The organism is Pseudoduganella sp. SL102 (genome assembly GCF_027856995.1).
GTDB classification, from domain to species: Bacteria; Pseudomonadota; Gammaproteobacteria; order Burkholderiales; family Burkholderiaceae_D; genus Rugamonas; species Rugamonas albidiflava.
In genome coordinates, this window is record NZ_CP115554.1 from 3693296 (window position 1) to 3707783 (window position 14488).

Annotated in this window: 11 protein-coding genes; 7 read left to right on the forward strand and 4 right to left on the reverse strand. The window is 69.1% G+C overall.

Annotation, left to right across the window (positions count from 1 at the left end; all coding sequences use genetic code 11):
* Positions 1-7: 7 nt before the first annotated feature.
* On the reverse strand, positions 8-1510 hold the full coding sequence (locus OU994_RS15630) for a CYTH and CHAD domain-containing protein (RefSeq protein ID WP_281611531.1): 1503 nt from the start codon (positions 1508-1510) through the stop codon (positions 8-10).
* A gap of 214 nt (positions 1511-1724) precedes the next feature.
* On the opposite strand from OU994_RS15630, the gene OU994_RS15635 reads away from it, so the two are divergent.
* From OU994_RS15635 to OU994_RS15655, 5 genes are all read left to right on the forward strand, one after another.
* A complete protein-coding gene (locus OU994_RS15635) occupies positions 1725-4469 on the forward strand; it encodes an EAL domain-containing protein (RefSeq protein ID WP_281611532.1) in 2745 nt (914 codons plus the stop codon).
* 84 nt (positions 4470-4553) lie between these two features.
* Positions 4554-5795, forward strand: coding sequence for a SpoIIE family protein phosphatase (locus tag OU994_RS15640; protein WP_281611533.1), 1242 nt, complete (start codon positions 4554-4556; stop codon positions 5793-5795).
* Positions 5792-6397 (forward strand): SiaB family protein kinase, encoded by a 606-nt coding sequence (locus OU994_RS15645; protein WP_281611534.1) that lies wholly within the window; start codon positions 5792-5794, stop codon positions 6395-6397. The genes OU994_RS15640 and OU994_RS15645 overlap by 4 nt, the downstream gene beginning before the upstream one ends.
* A gap of 13 nt (positions 6398-6410) precedes the next feature.
* Positions 6411-6806 (forward strand): DUF1987 domain-containing protein, encoded by a 396-nt coding sequence (locus OU994_RS15650; protein WP_281611535.1) that lies wholly within the window; start codon positions 6411-6413, stop codon positions 6804-6806.
* Entirely contained in the window at positions 6803-7522 is a 720-nt protein-coding gene (locus tag OU994_RS15655) for a GGDEF domain-containing protein (protein ID WP_281611536.1), read from the forward strand. Before OU994_RS15650 ends, OU994_RS15655 begins: the two co-directional genes overlap by 4 nt.
* A 95-nt stretch (positions 7523-7617) precedes the next feature.
* Here OU994_RS15655 and OU994_RS15660 read toward each other — a convergent pair whose 3' ends face one another.
* Positions 7618-8052 (reverse strand): hypothetical protein, encoded by a 435-nt coding sequence (locus OU994_RS15660; RefSeq protein WP_281611537.1) that lies wholly within the window; start codon positions 8050-8052, stop codon positions 7618-7620.
* Between the two features lie 318 nt (positions 8053-8370).
* Here OU994_RS15660 and OU994_RS15665 point away from each other — a divergent pair, with 318 nt between their 5' ends.
* Both OU994_RS15665 and OU994_RS15670 read left to right on the forward strand, forming a co-directional pair.
* Entirely contained in the window at positions 8371-8775 is a 405-nt protein-coding gene (locus OU994_RS15665) for a YsnF/AvaK domain-containing protein (protein WP_281611538.1), read from the forward strand.
* Between the two features lie 18 nt (positions 8776-8793).
* On the forward strand, positions 8794-9996 hold the full coding sequence (locus OU994_RS15670; RefSeq protein WP_281611539.1) for a YsnF/AvaK domain-containing protein: 1203 nt from the start codon (positions 8794-8796) through the stop codon (positions 9994-9996).
* Positions 9997-10343: 347 nt separating this feature from the next.
* Here the strand turns inward: OU994_RS15670 and OU994_RS15675 are convergent, their stop codons facing one another.
* On the reverse strand, positions 10344-13232 hold the full coding sequence (locus OU994_RS15675; RefSeq protein WP_281611540.1) for a response regulator: 2889 nt from the start codon (positions 13230-13232) through the stop codon (positions 10344-10346).
* Positions 13229-14398, reverse strand: coding sequence for an acyl-CoA dehydrogenase family protein (locus OU994_RS15680; protein WP_281611541.1), 1170 nt, complete (start codon positions 14396-14398; stop codon positions 13229-13231). Before OU994_RS15680 ends, OU994_RS15675 begins: the two co-directional genes overlap by 4 nt.
* Between the last annotated feature and the right edge of the window lie 90 nt (positions 14399-14488).

Sequence of the window (14488 nt, forward strand, 5' to 3'; positions counted from 1 at the left end):
GCTGCCCTTATTTGACCAGCTTCAGGCGCGCGATGTCATCCAGCGCCGCGCGCAGGTGGTGGCTTTCCGCCTCGGACGTGGCGGTCACGTAGCCGCGCGCATAGCGGATCTCGTCGGCCGGGCCGTGCGCCGCCAGCTCGGCCAGCAGCGTGTCCTCCACGGCCAGGTCGTTCAGCAGGCCCAGCTTGTCCTGCAGCGCGGACAGGGCGCCGATGTAGCGCTTCGACGCCTTGGCCGGCAACAGGTCATGGAAGAATTCGGCGGCATAGCGCGCTTTCTTGGCCGCGATGCGCACCCGGTGGCGGGCCGGCGCGTCGTTCTCGTCGAGCGCGGCGATGCGCTTTTTCAGGCGCTGCTGCGCCTTGTGCAGCAGCGGCGCCATCGCCTCGTGCGCGCGCTGGCGCAGCGGCGAATCCTTCGGCATGCCGTCCAGGCGCCACTGGCGCCCGTGGAACCAGCCATTCAGTTGCAGGATCAGTTGCGTGTAGCGGGGCTGGCGCAGCGTGGGCAGCAGCGCGCGGTGCAATTCCCTGGCGCGCAGTTCCGCGCTGGCGACCAGCGAACCCAGTTCGGCGCCCTTGACCCTGGCAAGCGTGGAGCCGGCCAGCACGTCCCAGTCGCGTGCCGCGCCGAGTTCGCCGGACAGCCATTCCAGGCTGTCGCGCACCGGTTCCGGCAACGGCGCCAGGTCCTCGAACATGTCGAGCAGGGCGCGCAGCCGGCGCAGGCCCACGCGCATCTGGTGCAGGCTTTCCACGCTGCCTTCGAGCACGCCGGGCACATTGGCTTCCAGCTGCTGCAGGCAGTTCAGGCCCATGCATTGCAGCGCTTCCTCGAGCCGCATCTTCTTCGTCAGGTGCACGGGCAGCGCCTTCACCGGCGCGGGCAGGGCGCTGTCGAGCAGCGCATAGCCGCGCGCGGCCTTGCTGTCGTTGGCGATCTGCAGCGGGATATCCTGGTGCAGCGACAGGGCCAGCGCGAACAGCGGCGTGGGGTCGCCCCGCTTCAGTTCCAGTTCCAGTTCGCCGATCGGCGCGTTGCGCCCGCCCACGTGGATATCGCCGGCATCGAGCGAGCACTCGACCTGCTGGCCATCGGGCAGCACCAGGTTCCATTGCGTGCGCCGCGTGGTGTTGTTGAACACGGGGCGCAGCGCATTGACGATGTTCGGCGCGCGCAGCAGTTCGGCGATGCGTTTCGGCTTGACCTGGCGCGCCAGGGTCACCGGATCCGGCTCGGGGCCGGCCAGCAGGCACTCCCACTCGCCGCGCTCGTGCAGGCCGGCCGAGCCGCCCTGGGCGGTCTTGACGGTCTGTATCCACCGGTCGCCGTCGCCGCGCACGCGCAGCGTCAGGCCGTTGCGCCACAGGTCGAGCTGGGGCGTATCGAAGTAGGTGTCGTTCAGCTGGTGTTCTTCGGGCGTGGCGCCGGCCAGGCCGGCCAGCAGCGCATGGTCGCGCACGCGGTCCAGGTCGCCCTGGGCCACTTTCAGTTTCAGTTCCGTTTCCATTATCTTTTCTCCGCGTAGAGGTGCCGGCGCGGGCCGCCGCTGCCGGCAGGGTCAGAAGGCATCGGTACCGGCGGCGAACTTCCGGTACCTTGTGATTTGTACTATACAATTTATACGGTTTAGGTGGCGTACTGCTGGGGCAGGCGTGCCGCCAGGGATTGCGGGGCGGCCACGTCATGGTGCGGTCACAGTAAAGATTTACCATGCGCAATCTATGCTCTCCCCCCGCTCCCTTGCGCGTCGCGTTTCAGGCTCCCGGCTGTCAAGCTTCGGGCTGTCAAGCTTCCGGCCGTCGCGCTCGTGGCTGCCGGCCGCCTGGCCGTTGCTCGCCGTGCTGGCCTGCGCCGCCTACTGGCTGGTCATGGATGCCCAGCTGCGGCACGACCGCATGCTCGCCGAACGCGACGCCATGCGCGAGGTGCGCTCCTATGCGGAAGCCTACGAGCAGTACCTGACACGCTCGCTGAGCCAGATGGAGCAGGTCGCCGTCCAGCTCAGGCATGCGTGGGAACAGCCCGGCCAGCTGGACCTGGCGGCGCTGCGCCGCGACGGCATGTTCATCGATGCCGCCTTCGTCGAAGTAGCCATCGTCGATGCCGCGGGCAGGGTGGTGTCGTCGATTCCGCGCCGCGGCCGCGCCGTGCTGGAGGGCGACGACCCGGCCTTGCGCCATCACCGGCAAAACAATTCCAGCGCGCTGCTGATCGGCGCGGTGCCGGGCCATGCGGCCAGGGTGGACAATCCGGGCGAGGGCGCGCAGCGGCAGCGGCAGGTGCGCATGACGCTGCGCCTGGAATCGCCGGACAACGAATTCGCCGGCATGGTGTCGCTGGTGATCGGTGCCGACTACCTGACCGCGTTCTACAACGAGCGGGTCCTGGGCCGGCACGGCCTGGTGGCGCTGGTGGCCGACCAGGGCGGCGTGCGCCTCGAAAGGCAGGGCGGCGCCGGGCGCGGCTCGCTGTTCAGCATGCCGCCGCCGCTGGCGGGCGGCGACGGCGGCGCGCTGCTGGCCGGTGCGCAGTTCACCGATGACGCACCGCGCCTGCTGGCGTGGCACCGTTCCGCGGTCTATCCGGTCGTCGCGGTGGCGGGCAAGACCACGGTCGAGGCGCTGGCTTCCGCCGCGGAAGGCGCCGCCGCGGTGCGCCGGGTCTGGGCCGTGATCTCGGCCGGCATGCTGTTCGCATCGCTGGCGCTGGCGTTCGCCACGCGGCGCCACCTGGCACGCCGCGACGCCGAAGAGGAAGTGCGCCTCGCCTACCGCACCGCCACCGAAAACGCCAAGGATGGCTTCTACATGGCGCAGGCCGTGCGCGACACGATCGGCGCGGTGGTCGATTTCGTGGTGGTCGACTGCAACGAGCGGGGTGCCTCGTTCTATGGCGTGAGCCGCGACGACCTGGTCGGCCGGCGTATCTCGCTGATCGAGCGCGAACACGGCGGGCCGATGCTGGACGCCTACCACGCCGCCATGCACGCCGGGATCCACGAGGACGAACGCCAGATGCCGGCCGGCCGGCGCATGCAGATCACGTGGGGGCGCCGCCGCATCGTACGGGTCGGCAATGGCCTGGCCATCACGCTGCAGGACATCAGCGAGCGCAAGGCCTACGAGAGCGAGCTGCTGTACCTGGCCAACTACGATTCGCTGACCGGCCTGCCCAGCCGGCCATGGGTCAGCCGCTTCGTGCCGCAGGCGATCGGCGAGGCGGCGCAGCGCGACGGCACGCTGGCGCTGCTGCTGGTGGACCTCGACGGCTTCAAGCATGTCAACGAAACGCACGGCCACGACGCCGGCGACGACCTGCTGAAGCAGGCCGCGCTGCGCCTCGGCGGGCTGCTGCGGCCGCAGGATATCGTGGCGCGCCTGGGCGGCGACGAATTCGTGGTGGTGATTTCGCCCGGCGGCGCGGACGAGGAACTGGCCGCGATCGGCGGCCGGGTGGCGGCGGCGCTGTCGCGGCCCTATGATCTCGGCACGGTGCGCTACGCGATCAGCGCCTCGATCGGCATCAGCTGCTACCCGCGCGACGGCGAGGATGCCGCCACGCTGCTCAAGCATGGCGGCATCGCGCTGGCCGCCGCCAAGCGCGAGCACGGCGGCCGCTACCGTTTCTTCGACCCCGACCTGTATATCGCCGCCACGGCGCGCGCCCAGCTGCGCCACAGCCTGCAGGGTGCGCTCGCGGCGCGGCAGTTCGAACTCCATTACCAGCCGCGCGTGAACCTGGCCACCGGCCGCCTGTGCAGCATGGAAGCGCTGCTGCGCTGGCGCCACCCGGAGCTGGGCATGGTGCCGCCGGCGAAGTTCATCCCCATCGCCGAAGAGTGCGGGCTGATCGGCCCGATCGGGCAATTCGTCATCGAGGAGGCTTGCCGGCAGATGGCGCTGTGGCGCGGCGCCGGCTTGGCCGTAGTGCCCGTGTCGATCAACGTGTCGGCCCACCAGTTCGGCCATGGCGGCGTGCATGCCCACCTGGCGATGCACCTGGCCCGGCACCACCTGGCCGGCGCCATGCTGGAAGTCGAGATCACCGAATCGGCCATGTTCGCCGAGGGCGTGGACGTGCAGGGCGAGCTGGCGGCCCTGCGCGGCCTGGGCGTGCGGCTGCATGTCGACGACTTCGGTACCGGCTATTCGTCGCTGGCGCAGCTGCAGCGGCTGAACATGGACGTGCTGAAGATCGACCGCGCCTTCACGTCGGAGCTGACGGTGTCGCCGGAAGGGCGGGTGCTGTTCCAGGCCATCGTGTCGATGGCGAAGGCGCTCGACATGGCGGTGGTGGCGGAAGGCGTGGAAACGGCCGGCCAGCTGGCCGAGCTGATCGCGCTGGGGTGCGACGAAGGGCAGGGCTACCTGTTCGCCGCGCCCCTGCCGGCCCGCCAGGCGGCGGGATTGCTGGCACGGCCGCAACTGATGTCGGTACTGGCCGGCCCGGAGGAACTTGCAGTCTAAGCAACGCAAGTTGCAAATTAATATGTTCGTCATGGCCTCGTCACAATTTCTTCATAGAATGTTTCGAGTCCATTTCGAATCGCCATGACCGAAACTTTCAACCCGTCGCGCCATTCCCTGCCGCGCTTCCGGCCCGCCACCGCGGCCGACCTGTGCGTCGCCACGCCGAGCGTTCCCGCCGATGCCAGCAATGGCGACGTGCTGGCGCTGTTCACCGAGCGGCGCGAGCTGATGACCCTGCCCGTGGTCGAGGATGGCCGCCCCATCGGCCTGATCAGCCGCAACATCTTCATGTCGCAGATGTCCAAGCCGTTCTACCAGGAGCTGTACGGGCGCAAGAGCTGCATCGCCTTCATGGACAAGTCGCCGCTGGTGGTGGAGGCCGGGCTGTCGATCGAGGCGCTGACCTTCCGCGCCGTGGAGTCGGGTGAAAAGGCGCTGGCCGACGGCTTCATCATCACGCGCGGCGGCCAGCTGCAGGGCGTGGGCTTCGGCCTGCAGCTGATGAACGTGGTGGCCAACATGCAGGCCGAACGCAATCGCCAGATCATGCACAGCATCGAGTACGCCAGCGTGATCCAGCGGGCCATGCTGCGCGCCTCGGACGACGCGCTGGCCGAGGCGCTGCCCGATGCGGCGCTGGTCTGGCAGCCGCGCGACGTGGTCGGCGGCGACTTCTACCATGTGGCCCGCCATGCCGGCGGCTGGTGCGCTGTGATCGCCGACTGTACCGGCCATGGCGTGCCCGGCGCGTTCATGACGCTGATCGCCTCGTCGCTGCTGGCGCAGGCCCTGCAGGGCTGCGGTCCGCGCGATCCGGCCGCGCTGCTGGCCGAACTCAATCGCGGCGTGAAGGACATGCTGGGCCAGCACGCCGGCGGCCGCCATGGCGGCGGCGCGTCGCTGTCGAACGACGGCCTGGATGCGGCGGCACTGTGGTTCGACTACACCACGCGGCGATTGTCGTACGCCGGGGCGCGCCTGCCGCTGTTCGTGCTGGCGCCCGGCGAGGAAGCCTGCCGTGTCCTCGATGCCGGCCGCACCGGCATCGGCTACGCCGAGACCCCGGCGGCGCACGCCTGGCCTGTCCAGACCATGCATCTGCCGCCGGGCAGCCTGCTGTTCGCCTGCACCGATGGGCTGTTCGACCAGATCGGCGGCGAACGCGAGATCTCGTTCGGCAAGCGCCGCGTGCAGCAACTGCTGCTGGAACACCGCGACAGCAGTGCCGCCGCGCTGGCGGCGCTGCTGGCCGATGCGCTGGCGCGCTGGCAGGGCGGGCAGCCGCGCCGCGACGATGTCACGTATTTCTGCTGCAGGCCATGAACGGCCTGCCCGCCACCGATTCCACCGCCAACGGAGCGATACCCTTGCAATACCAACAGTTCCAGGAATTCTGGCGCGCCGCGAGCGAGCGCCAGGTCATCTTCTTCTATGCCGGCTATTTCTCGCAGCACGTGGTCAGCGCGATCGCCGAGACCATCCGGGCGCGCCTGGATGCCGCCGGAACCGCCGGCCCGACCAGCCGCCGGATCTTTTCCGCCTTCGTGGAAATGTCGCAGAACATCATGCACTATTCGGCCGACGCCCTGACGCCGGCCGAACAGCCGGACCGCCAGATCCGCGGCGGCGCCTTCTGCATCGGCGTGTGCGGCGAGCGCTTCCACCTGCTGTGCGCCAATCCGGTGGCCAGCGAGCGGGTCGAGGCGATCCGTGCCCGCATCGAGCCGCTGTGCGCGATGACGGTCGATGAAATCCGCTCCGCCTACCGCACCGCGCTGCGCCAGGCCGCGCCGGAAGACAGCAAGGGCGCCGGCCTGGGCCTGCTGACCATGGCGCGCGATGCCAGCGCGCCGCTGGCCTTCCACTTCCTGCCCGACAGCACCGATGCCGGCCGTACCGTGTTCTGCATCGCCGCCACCATCTGACATTGAGCCCACCATGGAACCGTTCTTCCTTCCCGCATCGCCCACCTCGCCCGAGGTCTCGTTCGAATTCGCCCGCCACCACCTGTCGATCCGCGGCGAATCGTATCCGGAGAATGCCGCCGCCTTCTACGGCCCCGTGATCGACCGGCTGCGCGGCTACCTGGCGCTGTGCGACGGCCAGGCGATCGACGTGCATGTGGCGCTGGCCTATTTCAACAGTTCGAGCACGAAGATGCTGTTCGCGATCTTCGAGGCGCTGAACGACGCGGCCATCTTCGGCAACGAGGTGCGCCTGCACTGGTACCGCGACGAGGAAGACGACACGATCCAGGAATTCGGCCAGGAACTGAGGGACGATTTTTCCTCGCTCGAGTTCGTCGACTGCGTGCTGCCGGAAGGGCACGCATGACGGTGGCGGAACAGCCCGACCTGTTCGCCGCCGAATCGCAGGCCCTGGTGCGCGCCCGGCAAGCCTTCGCCAGCGAGGCGGCCGGTGCCGACCACCGCGGCGTGCTCGGCGAACTGATCGCGCATTACGAGCGCCTGATGCGGGAAACCCGCCGGCTGATCGGGCGCAGCGACCGCGCCGAGCGCGACATGCAGCAGATGAACCGGGGCTTGCAACAGCTCGCGCTGCAGTTGCAGCACCGCGCCACGCACGATCCGCTGACCGGCGTGCTCAACCGGGGCGCCCTGATCGAGTACGCGGGTGGCGTGCTGCGGGGCGAGCCGGCCGTGCTGCTGGTGCTCGACATCGATCACTTCAAGGGCATCAACGACGATTTCGGCCACCCGGCCGGCGATGCGGTGATCTGCGCCGTGGTCGACTGCCTGAAGGCGCTGGTGCCGGCGCCCGCCGCGATCGGCCGCGTGGGCGGGGAAGAATTCTCGATCGTGTGGCCGGCACTGGCGCCGGGCCAGGCGGCTGGGGTGGCGCAGCGGCTGTGCGACGCGGTGCGTGCGCTGCGGCACGCCGGCCCCGTGGACCGGGTTGTCACCGCCAGCATCGGTGCCGGCTGGTTCGCGCGCGGCACGGCGTTCGAAGCGGCGTATGGCCGGGCCGACGCGGCCTTGTACCAGGCCAAGCGCGAGGGCCGCGACTGCGTGCGGCTGGACGCGGGCTGAGCCGCGCCGCCGGCGCCCTCAAGCCGGCGGCATGTGCCGGATGTCGCTCGTGCCGGTAACGCTCGATGCCGGTTGAGGTCCGCGCGAGCCGAGGTTCATGCCGGCCGTGCGCGCCGGGCGGCGTCTTCCGGCGCCAGCACCCTGGCGATCACTTCGTCGGGCAACTGCTCGCGCCGCAGCAACTGTTCCGCGCGGTCGCGGCCAAGCTGGTCCGCGATGGTGATCGCGGCCTCCACGATGGCCGCCTTCACCGTGTTCCGGCGGCGGCCGGAGCTGCCATAGAAAATATTGTTCAGGTCGGGCGGCTGCGGGAGCACTTCCGCCGCTTCCGACGCTTCCGTCCCTTGCGGCGCGGCGCTCCCCTGGTCGAGGCGGATGGTCTCGCCCGCGAGCACCCGTTCGATCACCGGTTCGGGAATGTTTTCGGCGCTCAGGTAGGCCCGCGCATCGTCGGGGCCGAGCATCTCCCTGAAAACCATGGCGATCCCGACTTTCTGGGCAGTCAGCTGGTCTTTGCGGATTTCTTTCATGGCTCAGTTTGGTTAGTGCGGCTGCTTGAGTGGTTGCGGCTGGTGAGGTTGGCGGCCCGCCCGATGCAGCACGCGGCGGCCTGCAGGCCGGGGCCGCTCGCATGCCTGCAAGCCTAACCTTTGTGACGCTGCTTGAAAAGAGAAGTAACGTTTCGTGCGCGCAAATTCGTTGGCTGGAGCGAGCGCCGGCGCCGCGCGGGCCTGCCGCGCAGGACATGCAGATGGGCAATGGAGCGCCCCCCCGAGGGGTATTACCGTAGACTTTTTGGCATGGACAAAACACCGGAATCATTCGAGACCAGCAACGGACCAGTTTCAGTGCCCGTTTCAGTCCCCGTGATGCGCGAGGAAATCGACGTCACCACCCGTGTCGTCGACACTGGCCGCGGCGTGCGGGTCACCCGCAACGTCACCGAGCAGCCAGCGGAAATCCACGAGCAGCTGTGGCACGAAGAGCTCGACGTGCAGCGTGTCGCCGTCGACCGCGTGGTGGCGGAAGCGCCGCCTTCGCGCTACGAAGGCGACGTGCTGGTGGTTCCGGTGCTCGAAGAGATCCTGGTCATCGAAAAACGCTACCGCATCAAGGAGGAACTTCGCATCACCCGGGTACGCAAGCAGCAGGAATATCGGGAAACCGTGCCGTTACGGGTCGAGGACGTGCAGGTCGAAACGTTCGACGACACCCGGCCGGACGGTGTTCCGCCACGAAACCAAGCCACTTGAAACAAGGAGATAGCCATCATGAGCCATACGCTAGCAGCCGTATTCGACAACCGCGCCGATGCCGAACGGGCACGGGATGAACTGGTCAGCTCGGGCATCGGGTCCGGCTCGATCAACCTCAGCAACAGCACCTCGTCCACCGCCGACGCCAGCAGCACTTCCACCGGCAGCTACAGCACCTCCGGCAGCTCCAGCACCAGCGGCGAGCACTCGATCGGCGACAGCATCAAGAACTTCTTCGGCAACATGTTCGGCGACGACGACGACGACCGCCACGTCTATGGCGAAGCGGTCAACCGCGGCAACGTGGTGCTGACCGTGACGGCCGCCACGCAGGACGAAGTGGAACAGGCCGCCGACATCGTCGAGCGCTTCGGCCCGATCGATATCGACGAACACCGCACCCAGTGGGAAGCGAGCGGCTGGAACCTGCCGACCTCGCGCAGCGGCGGCGCCCTGCTGGGCGCTTCGCAGCAAAGCTCCTCGCTGCAGGACAACAACCTGCAGGGCACCACGGTATCGGGCACGCAAGGTGTCAACGTATCCGGCACCCAGGGCTCGGTGCAGGGTTACAGCGAATCCGGTTCGCTGCAGCGCGCCGACACCCTGGCCGACACCGAATCGCAGGTGATCCCGGTGATGCAGGAAGAGCTGAAAGTGGGCAAGCGGATGGTGCAGCGCGGCGGCGTGCGCATCTACCAGCGCCTGGTGGAAACGCCGGTGCAGGAAAGCGTGAGCCTGCGCGAAGAGCACGTCAACGTGGAACGCCGGCCGGTGGATCGCCCGATCGACCCGTCGCAGGTGGGCGCGTTCCAGGAAACCTCGTTCGAGCTGCGTGAAAACGCCGAGGAGGCCGTGGTGCAGAAAACCGCCCGGGTGGTCGAGGAAGTGCTGGTCGGCAAGGAAGTCTCGCAGCGCACCGACCAGATCAGCGACACAGTGCGCCATACCGAGGTGGATGTCGAGCAGCTGGGCAGCACCGACGATGAAGACTACTATCGCAGCCACTGGACCAGCAATTTCGCCTCCGCCGGCGGCACGTACGACGATTACGCGCCGGCCTATCGCTACGGCTCGTCGATGCGCAGCAACTACAGCGGCCGCTCGTGGGACGAGTCGGAATCCGGCCTGCGCAGCAGCTGGGAATCGCGTTATCCCGAGTCCACCTGGGAAAAGGTGAAGGCCGCCGTTCGCCACGGCTGGGAACGCATCACGCAGTAAGGTCGCCACGTCACACCGTGAGACTGTAACGTTATACCAGGTCCGCGGCGGCATTCCCGCCGCCGCCTGGGCAGCATGCGCAAGCCGCCGGCACCACATCGGTGCCCGGCGGCTTGTCCATTTCAGGGGGCGCCGTTTTTCCCTTGCTTCCCGCTCCCTTCCAAATGCCGCTTGGACATACCCACCCCAAGGGCAGAGTCCGGGGTCAGACCCGGCGGGTCTGACCCCAGCCCTTCGCTGTTGGGGTGAATGCATGCGCTTTCAATGTGTCGAGTAACGCTTAGCCAGGCGGCACTAGTTTCTTTCCCATCGTCGTTCCCGTTGTACGCCCGCTTTCCTCCGTTTTTCTACACCGCTCCCTTGAGTGCCACTTCCAGCTGCGCCATCGAGAACGGCTTGCGGATCGCCGCCGCCGGGAAGTCCACGTCCGGCCGGGTACCGCCGCTGGCGAACACGATGCGCACGCCCGGATGGTCGCGGTGCGCGTGGCGCGCCAGTTCCACGCCGGACATGCCGGGCAAATTGACGTCGGTCAGCAGGATGTCCGCCGTGGCCAGCAATGGCAGCGCCTCCTCGGCCGTGCGCACGCCGGCCGCGTCGCAGCCGAGCAAGCCGATCATTTCGCACAGCAAGTCGCGGCCATCGTCGTTGTCTTCCACCACCACCACGCGGCGCAGGGCAGGTGGCGCCGCTGGCTCGGGGGGCGCGGGTGGCGCGGCCGGGCCGGCCGGGACCGCCTGCGCCGGTCGCCGGTCCAGCACCTGGCGCACGCGCGCGGCGAGCTGCTGCCGCGTGTAGGGCTTGCTCAGCAACTCGACGCCCGGATCGAGGCGGCCGGCATGCACGATGGCGTCCCGCGTATAGCCCGACGTGTACAGCACGCCGATGCCGGGCAAAAGCTCGGCGGCGAGGCGCGCCAGTTCCGGGCTGCGCAGCTTGCCGGGCATGACCACGTCGGTAAACAGCAGGTCGACGCGGGCGCCGCCTTGCAGCACGGCCAGCGCCGCGTCCGGATGCTCGGCCTGCAAGACCGTGTAACCCAGGCCGGCCAGGCCATCCGTGACGACGGCGCGCACCTCGGCATCGTCCTCGACGACAAGGATGGTCTCGCTGCCGCCGCGTACTGCGCTGCCGGCCGGCTCCGCCTGGGACGCCGGCAATTCAAGCGTGCGCGGCAGGTAAAGCTGGACGGAGGTACCCTTGCCGGGCTCGCTGTGGATCTTCAGGTGGCCGCCGCTCTGCTTCATGAAGCCATACGCCATGCTGAGTCCGAGGCCGGTGCCTTCGCCTTCCGGCTTGGTCGTGAAGAACGGTTCCACGGCACGGGCCAGCACTTCCGGTTCCATGCCGCGGCCGGTGTCGGACATGGCCAGCATCACATAGGGACCCGGCCGCAGGTCTTCCTGCCGGGCCGTGTAGCGCGCATCCAGCTCGACATTCGACAGCTCGATCGTGAGCCGCCCCGCACCCGCCATCGCGTCGCGGGCGTTGATGGCCAGGTTCAGCAGCACGTTCTCGAACTGCATGCGGTCGACCAGCGTGGCCCACAGGCCGGCCTCGGCCCTGGTCTCGATGTCGATCGCTTCGCCCAGTGCCCGGTGCAGCAGGTCGGACAGGCTGCGCACCACGACGGCCAGGTCCACCGGTTCGGGGCGCAGCGGTTGGCGCCGTGCGAAGGCCAGCAGCTGGGCCGTGAGCTTGGTGCCACGGTCCACGGCGGCCAGCGCGCTGTCGACACGCCGCGCCGCGCTCCCGGCGGGATCGACTGCCTGGCCCAGCAGCTCCAGGTTGGCCCGCAGGATCTGCAGGATATTGTTGAAGTCGTGGGCCACGCCGCCGGTCAGCTTGCCGATCGATTCCAGCTTCTGCGCATGGTGCAGCGCAGCCTGGGCGCTCTGCAGCTCGGCCGTGCGCTCCGCCACCAGCCGCTCCAGCTCGTTCTGGTGCGCCAGCAACTGGTCGCGCATCTGTTTTTGCCCGGTCACGTCGTTGCCCTGGCAGATGATGCCCCACACGCGCCCATCCTTGCCGGTCAGCGGCTGGTAGACGAATTCCAGGAAGCGTTCGACCGGTTCGGCGTCCGGCCGCAGGCGGACCTGGACCGGCACGTCGCGGCCCACGTACGGTTCGCCGGTGCGGTACACCTCGTCGCGCAGGCGCATGAAGAGCTGGTCGCGCAATTCCGGGAAGGCGTCGTGCATGGTGCGATCGAGCAGCGCGCGGCTGCCGAAGGTGGCGAGGTAGGCCCGGTTGGCCAGTTCGAACACATGGTCCGGCCCACGCGTGACGGCCAGGAAGCCGGGCGCGCGGTCGAACAGCATGGCCAGGTGGCGATAGCGGCTGTTCGCCACCGAGATGGCTTCGATGCTGCGCGAACGCTCCAGCGCCAGCTGCCGGTGGCGCTCGGACACGTCGCGCAGCAGCAGCATGGCGCCCGCGTAGGCCCCTTGCTCGTCGGCGATGGCGGACAGCGCCACTTCCAGCACGGCCACTGGGGTGTCCGGCACCGCCTGGACCTCGGCCATGGCGTGCTCGGCGCCTCCCCGCACGGCTGCCAGCGCCTGTGCGACAGCGTCGTTCCAGAACGGCAGCTCGCCGATGGCGCGGCCGCGCGCCTCGCGCGCCGTGGGACCGAGCAGGCGCGCGGCGGCATCGTTCCAGTACAGCACCCGGTCGCGCCCGTCGAGGCCGACGATGGCCTCGGCCGACTGTTCCAGGAAGCGGGTCAGGTAGCGTTCGGCGGTGACGAGGCGGTGGACATCGCTCGTGCCGGCGATGGCACCGGCCATGGCGGCGCTGGCGGGCGCGAGCCGGGCGTTGGCGCGCTGCAGCGTGGTGCGCAGCTGCCGGGCGCGCACTTCGGCACGCACCGCCTTGACGATTTCGCCGGCCAGCGCGGGGTCGCTCTCTTCCAGCAGCGACACGTTCGGGCCCAGCATCGGCGTGTAGTTCAGGCGGCGGCGCAGTTCGGCCAGTTCATCGGCCGGGCAGGCCAGCAGCACGGGGCCCGACCAGCCCTGGCGCAATTCGCGCACCAGCGCCAGCGGCGCGGGCACGCCCGCCAGGATGCACACAGCGGGCGAACTGCCGCCCTGCACGGCGGCCTCCAGCGTGGCAACGGCTGTGCCCGGCGCGGCCTGCAGCAGCACGATATGCTCGGCTTCGAGGGCGGCGGCCAGTTCCCGCGACGGCCCATCGCCGACCAGCAGCGCGGTGGCGTGCGCCGGTCCGCTCATAGCAGCGGCAGGCCCAGCAGGGCGCGCCCCGCCCAGATATTCAGGAGGTCGGTGGTGGGGGACATCACATGGCTGGCGCGGGCGTCGCGCAGCATCTGCGCGACGCGGCTGTTGTCGCGGTATGCGGTGCCACCGAAGATCGTCATCGCGTCGCTGGCCAGCGCGATGGCGGTTTCGCCGGCATCGGCCTTGCTGGCCAGGATGAACGGCAGCGCCTCCGGATCGCCGGCGTCGCCCCGCGCCGCCGCCTCGAACACGAGTGCGCGGGTCTTGCGGTAGGCGATCCACATCTTCGCGTAGCGCGTCTGCATGGTTTCGATGTCGCGTAGCGCCGTGCCCGAATGGGCGTAGCGCCGGTTGCGCAGGTGCGCGCCCGCCACTTCCAGCGCGGCCTGGGCGATGCCGAGATAGGTGCCGGCGATCGCGAGCAGGAAGTAGGGCGCCACCACCTCGAACGCATACCAGACCTGGTCGCCCTCGGCGCCCAGCAGGTTCGCCGCCGGCACCGGCACGCCATCGAGCGCCAGCGTGCGCGACGAGTTGCCGCGCATGCCGAAACCGGCCCAGTCGCCCTGCCACGCCATGCCCGGGGTATCGCGATCGACCACCAGGCAGCTGAAATCGCCGTTGTCGGGGTTGCCGCCGCTCGCCACCGTGGAGACCACATACGAATCGGCGTGGCCGCCGTTCGTGACGAACTGCTTGGCGCCGGTGACAGTGTAGACGGCGTCGTCGCCTTCGCCGGCCAGCACGAGGCGGGTCTCGGGCAGGTAGAAGTGGGCGCCGGTCCCCGCTTCGGACAGCGCGAGGGTGGTGATGTGCCGCCCGGCGGCGATCGGCCGCAGGTAGCGCTCCTGCTGGTATGCGGTGGCCTTGGCGGCGATGACGGCCGTGCCCACGCAATGCATGCCGAAGCACAGCGACGAGGAGGGACACGCGCGGCCAATCTCGGCGCTGACGGCCGCCAGTGCCAGCAAGCCCTGGCCATGGCCGCCCAGCGCGGCGGGTACCTGCAGGCCGAGCAGGCCGGCCTGCGCGAAGGCGGCCATCGAGGCGGCCGGCCAGGTGCAATGTTCGTCGACCTCGGCCGCGCGCGGCGCGACGACGCTGTCGACGATGCCCCGGGTCACGCCGACCAGCTGCTCGAGTTCGTTGGGAAAGATCATGGGGGGCACCATGGTGGATGTCCATCCAGTATAGGACAAGGTCGCGCCGGGCTCGCGCACGATGGCCCGGACTGGTGGCGGGAGGACCGC

What these genes read in the sequence shown, in the direction of transcription:
- OU994_RS15630 (WP_281611531.1), bottom strand. Translation starts at nt 1,510, where the DNA reads ATGGAAACGGAACTGAAACTGAAAGTGGCCCAGGGCGACCTGGACCGC.
- OU994_RS15635 (WP_281611532.1), top strand. Translation starts at nt 1,725, where the DNA reads ATGCTCTCCCCCCGCTCCCTTGCGCGTCGCGTTTCAGGCTCCCGGCTG.
- OU994_RS15640 (WP_281611533.1), top strand. Translation starts at nt 4,554, where the DNA reads ATGACCGAAACTTTCAACCCGTCGCGCCATTCCCTGCCGCGCTTCCGG.
- OU994_RS15645 (WP_281611534.1), top strand. Translation starts at nt 5,792, where the DNA reads ATGAACGGCCTGCCCGCCACCGATTCCACCGCCAACGGAGCGATACCC.
- OU994_RS15650 (WP_281611535.1), top strand. Translation starts at nt 6,411, where the DNA reads ATGGAACCGTTCTTCCTTCCCGCATCGCCCACCTCGCCCGAGGTCTCG.
- OU994_RS15655 (WP_281611536.1), top strand. Translation starts at nt 6,803, where the DNA reads ATGACGGTGGCGGAACAGCCCGACCTGTTCGCCGCCGAATCGCAGGCC.
- OU994_RS15660 (WP_281611537.1), bottom strand. Translation starts at nt 8,052, where the DNA reads ATGAAAGAAATCCGCAAAGACCAGCTGACTGCCCAGAAAGTCGGGATC.
- OU994_RS15670 (WP_281611539.1), top strand. Translation starts at nt 8,794, where the DNA reads ATGAGCCATACGCTAGCAGCCGTATTCGACAACCGCGCCGATGCCGAA.
- OU994_RS15675 (WP_281611540.1), bottom strand. Translation starts at nt 13,232, where the DNA reads ATGAGCGGACCGGCGCACGCCACCGCGCTGCTGGTCGGCGATGGGCCG.
- OU994_RS15680 (WP_281611541.1), bottom strand. Translation starts at nt 14,398, where the DNA reads ATGATCTTTCCCAACGAACTCGAGCAGCTGGTCGGCGTGACCCGGGGC.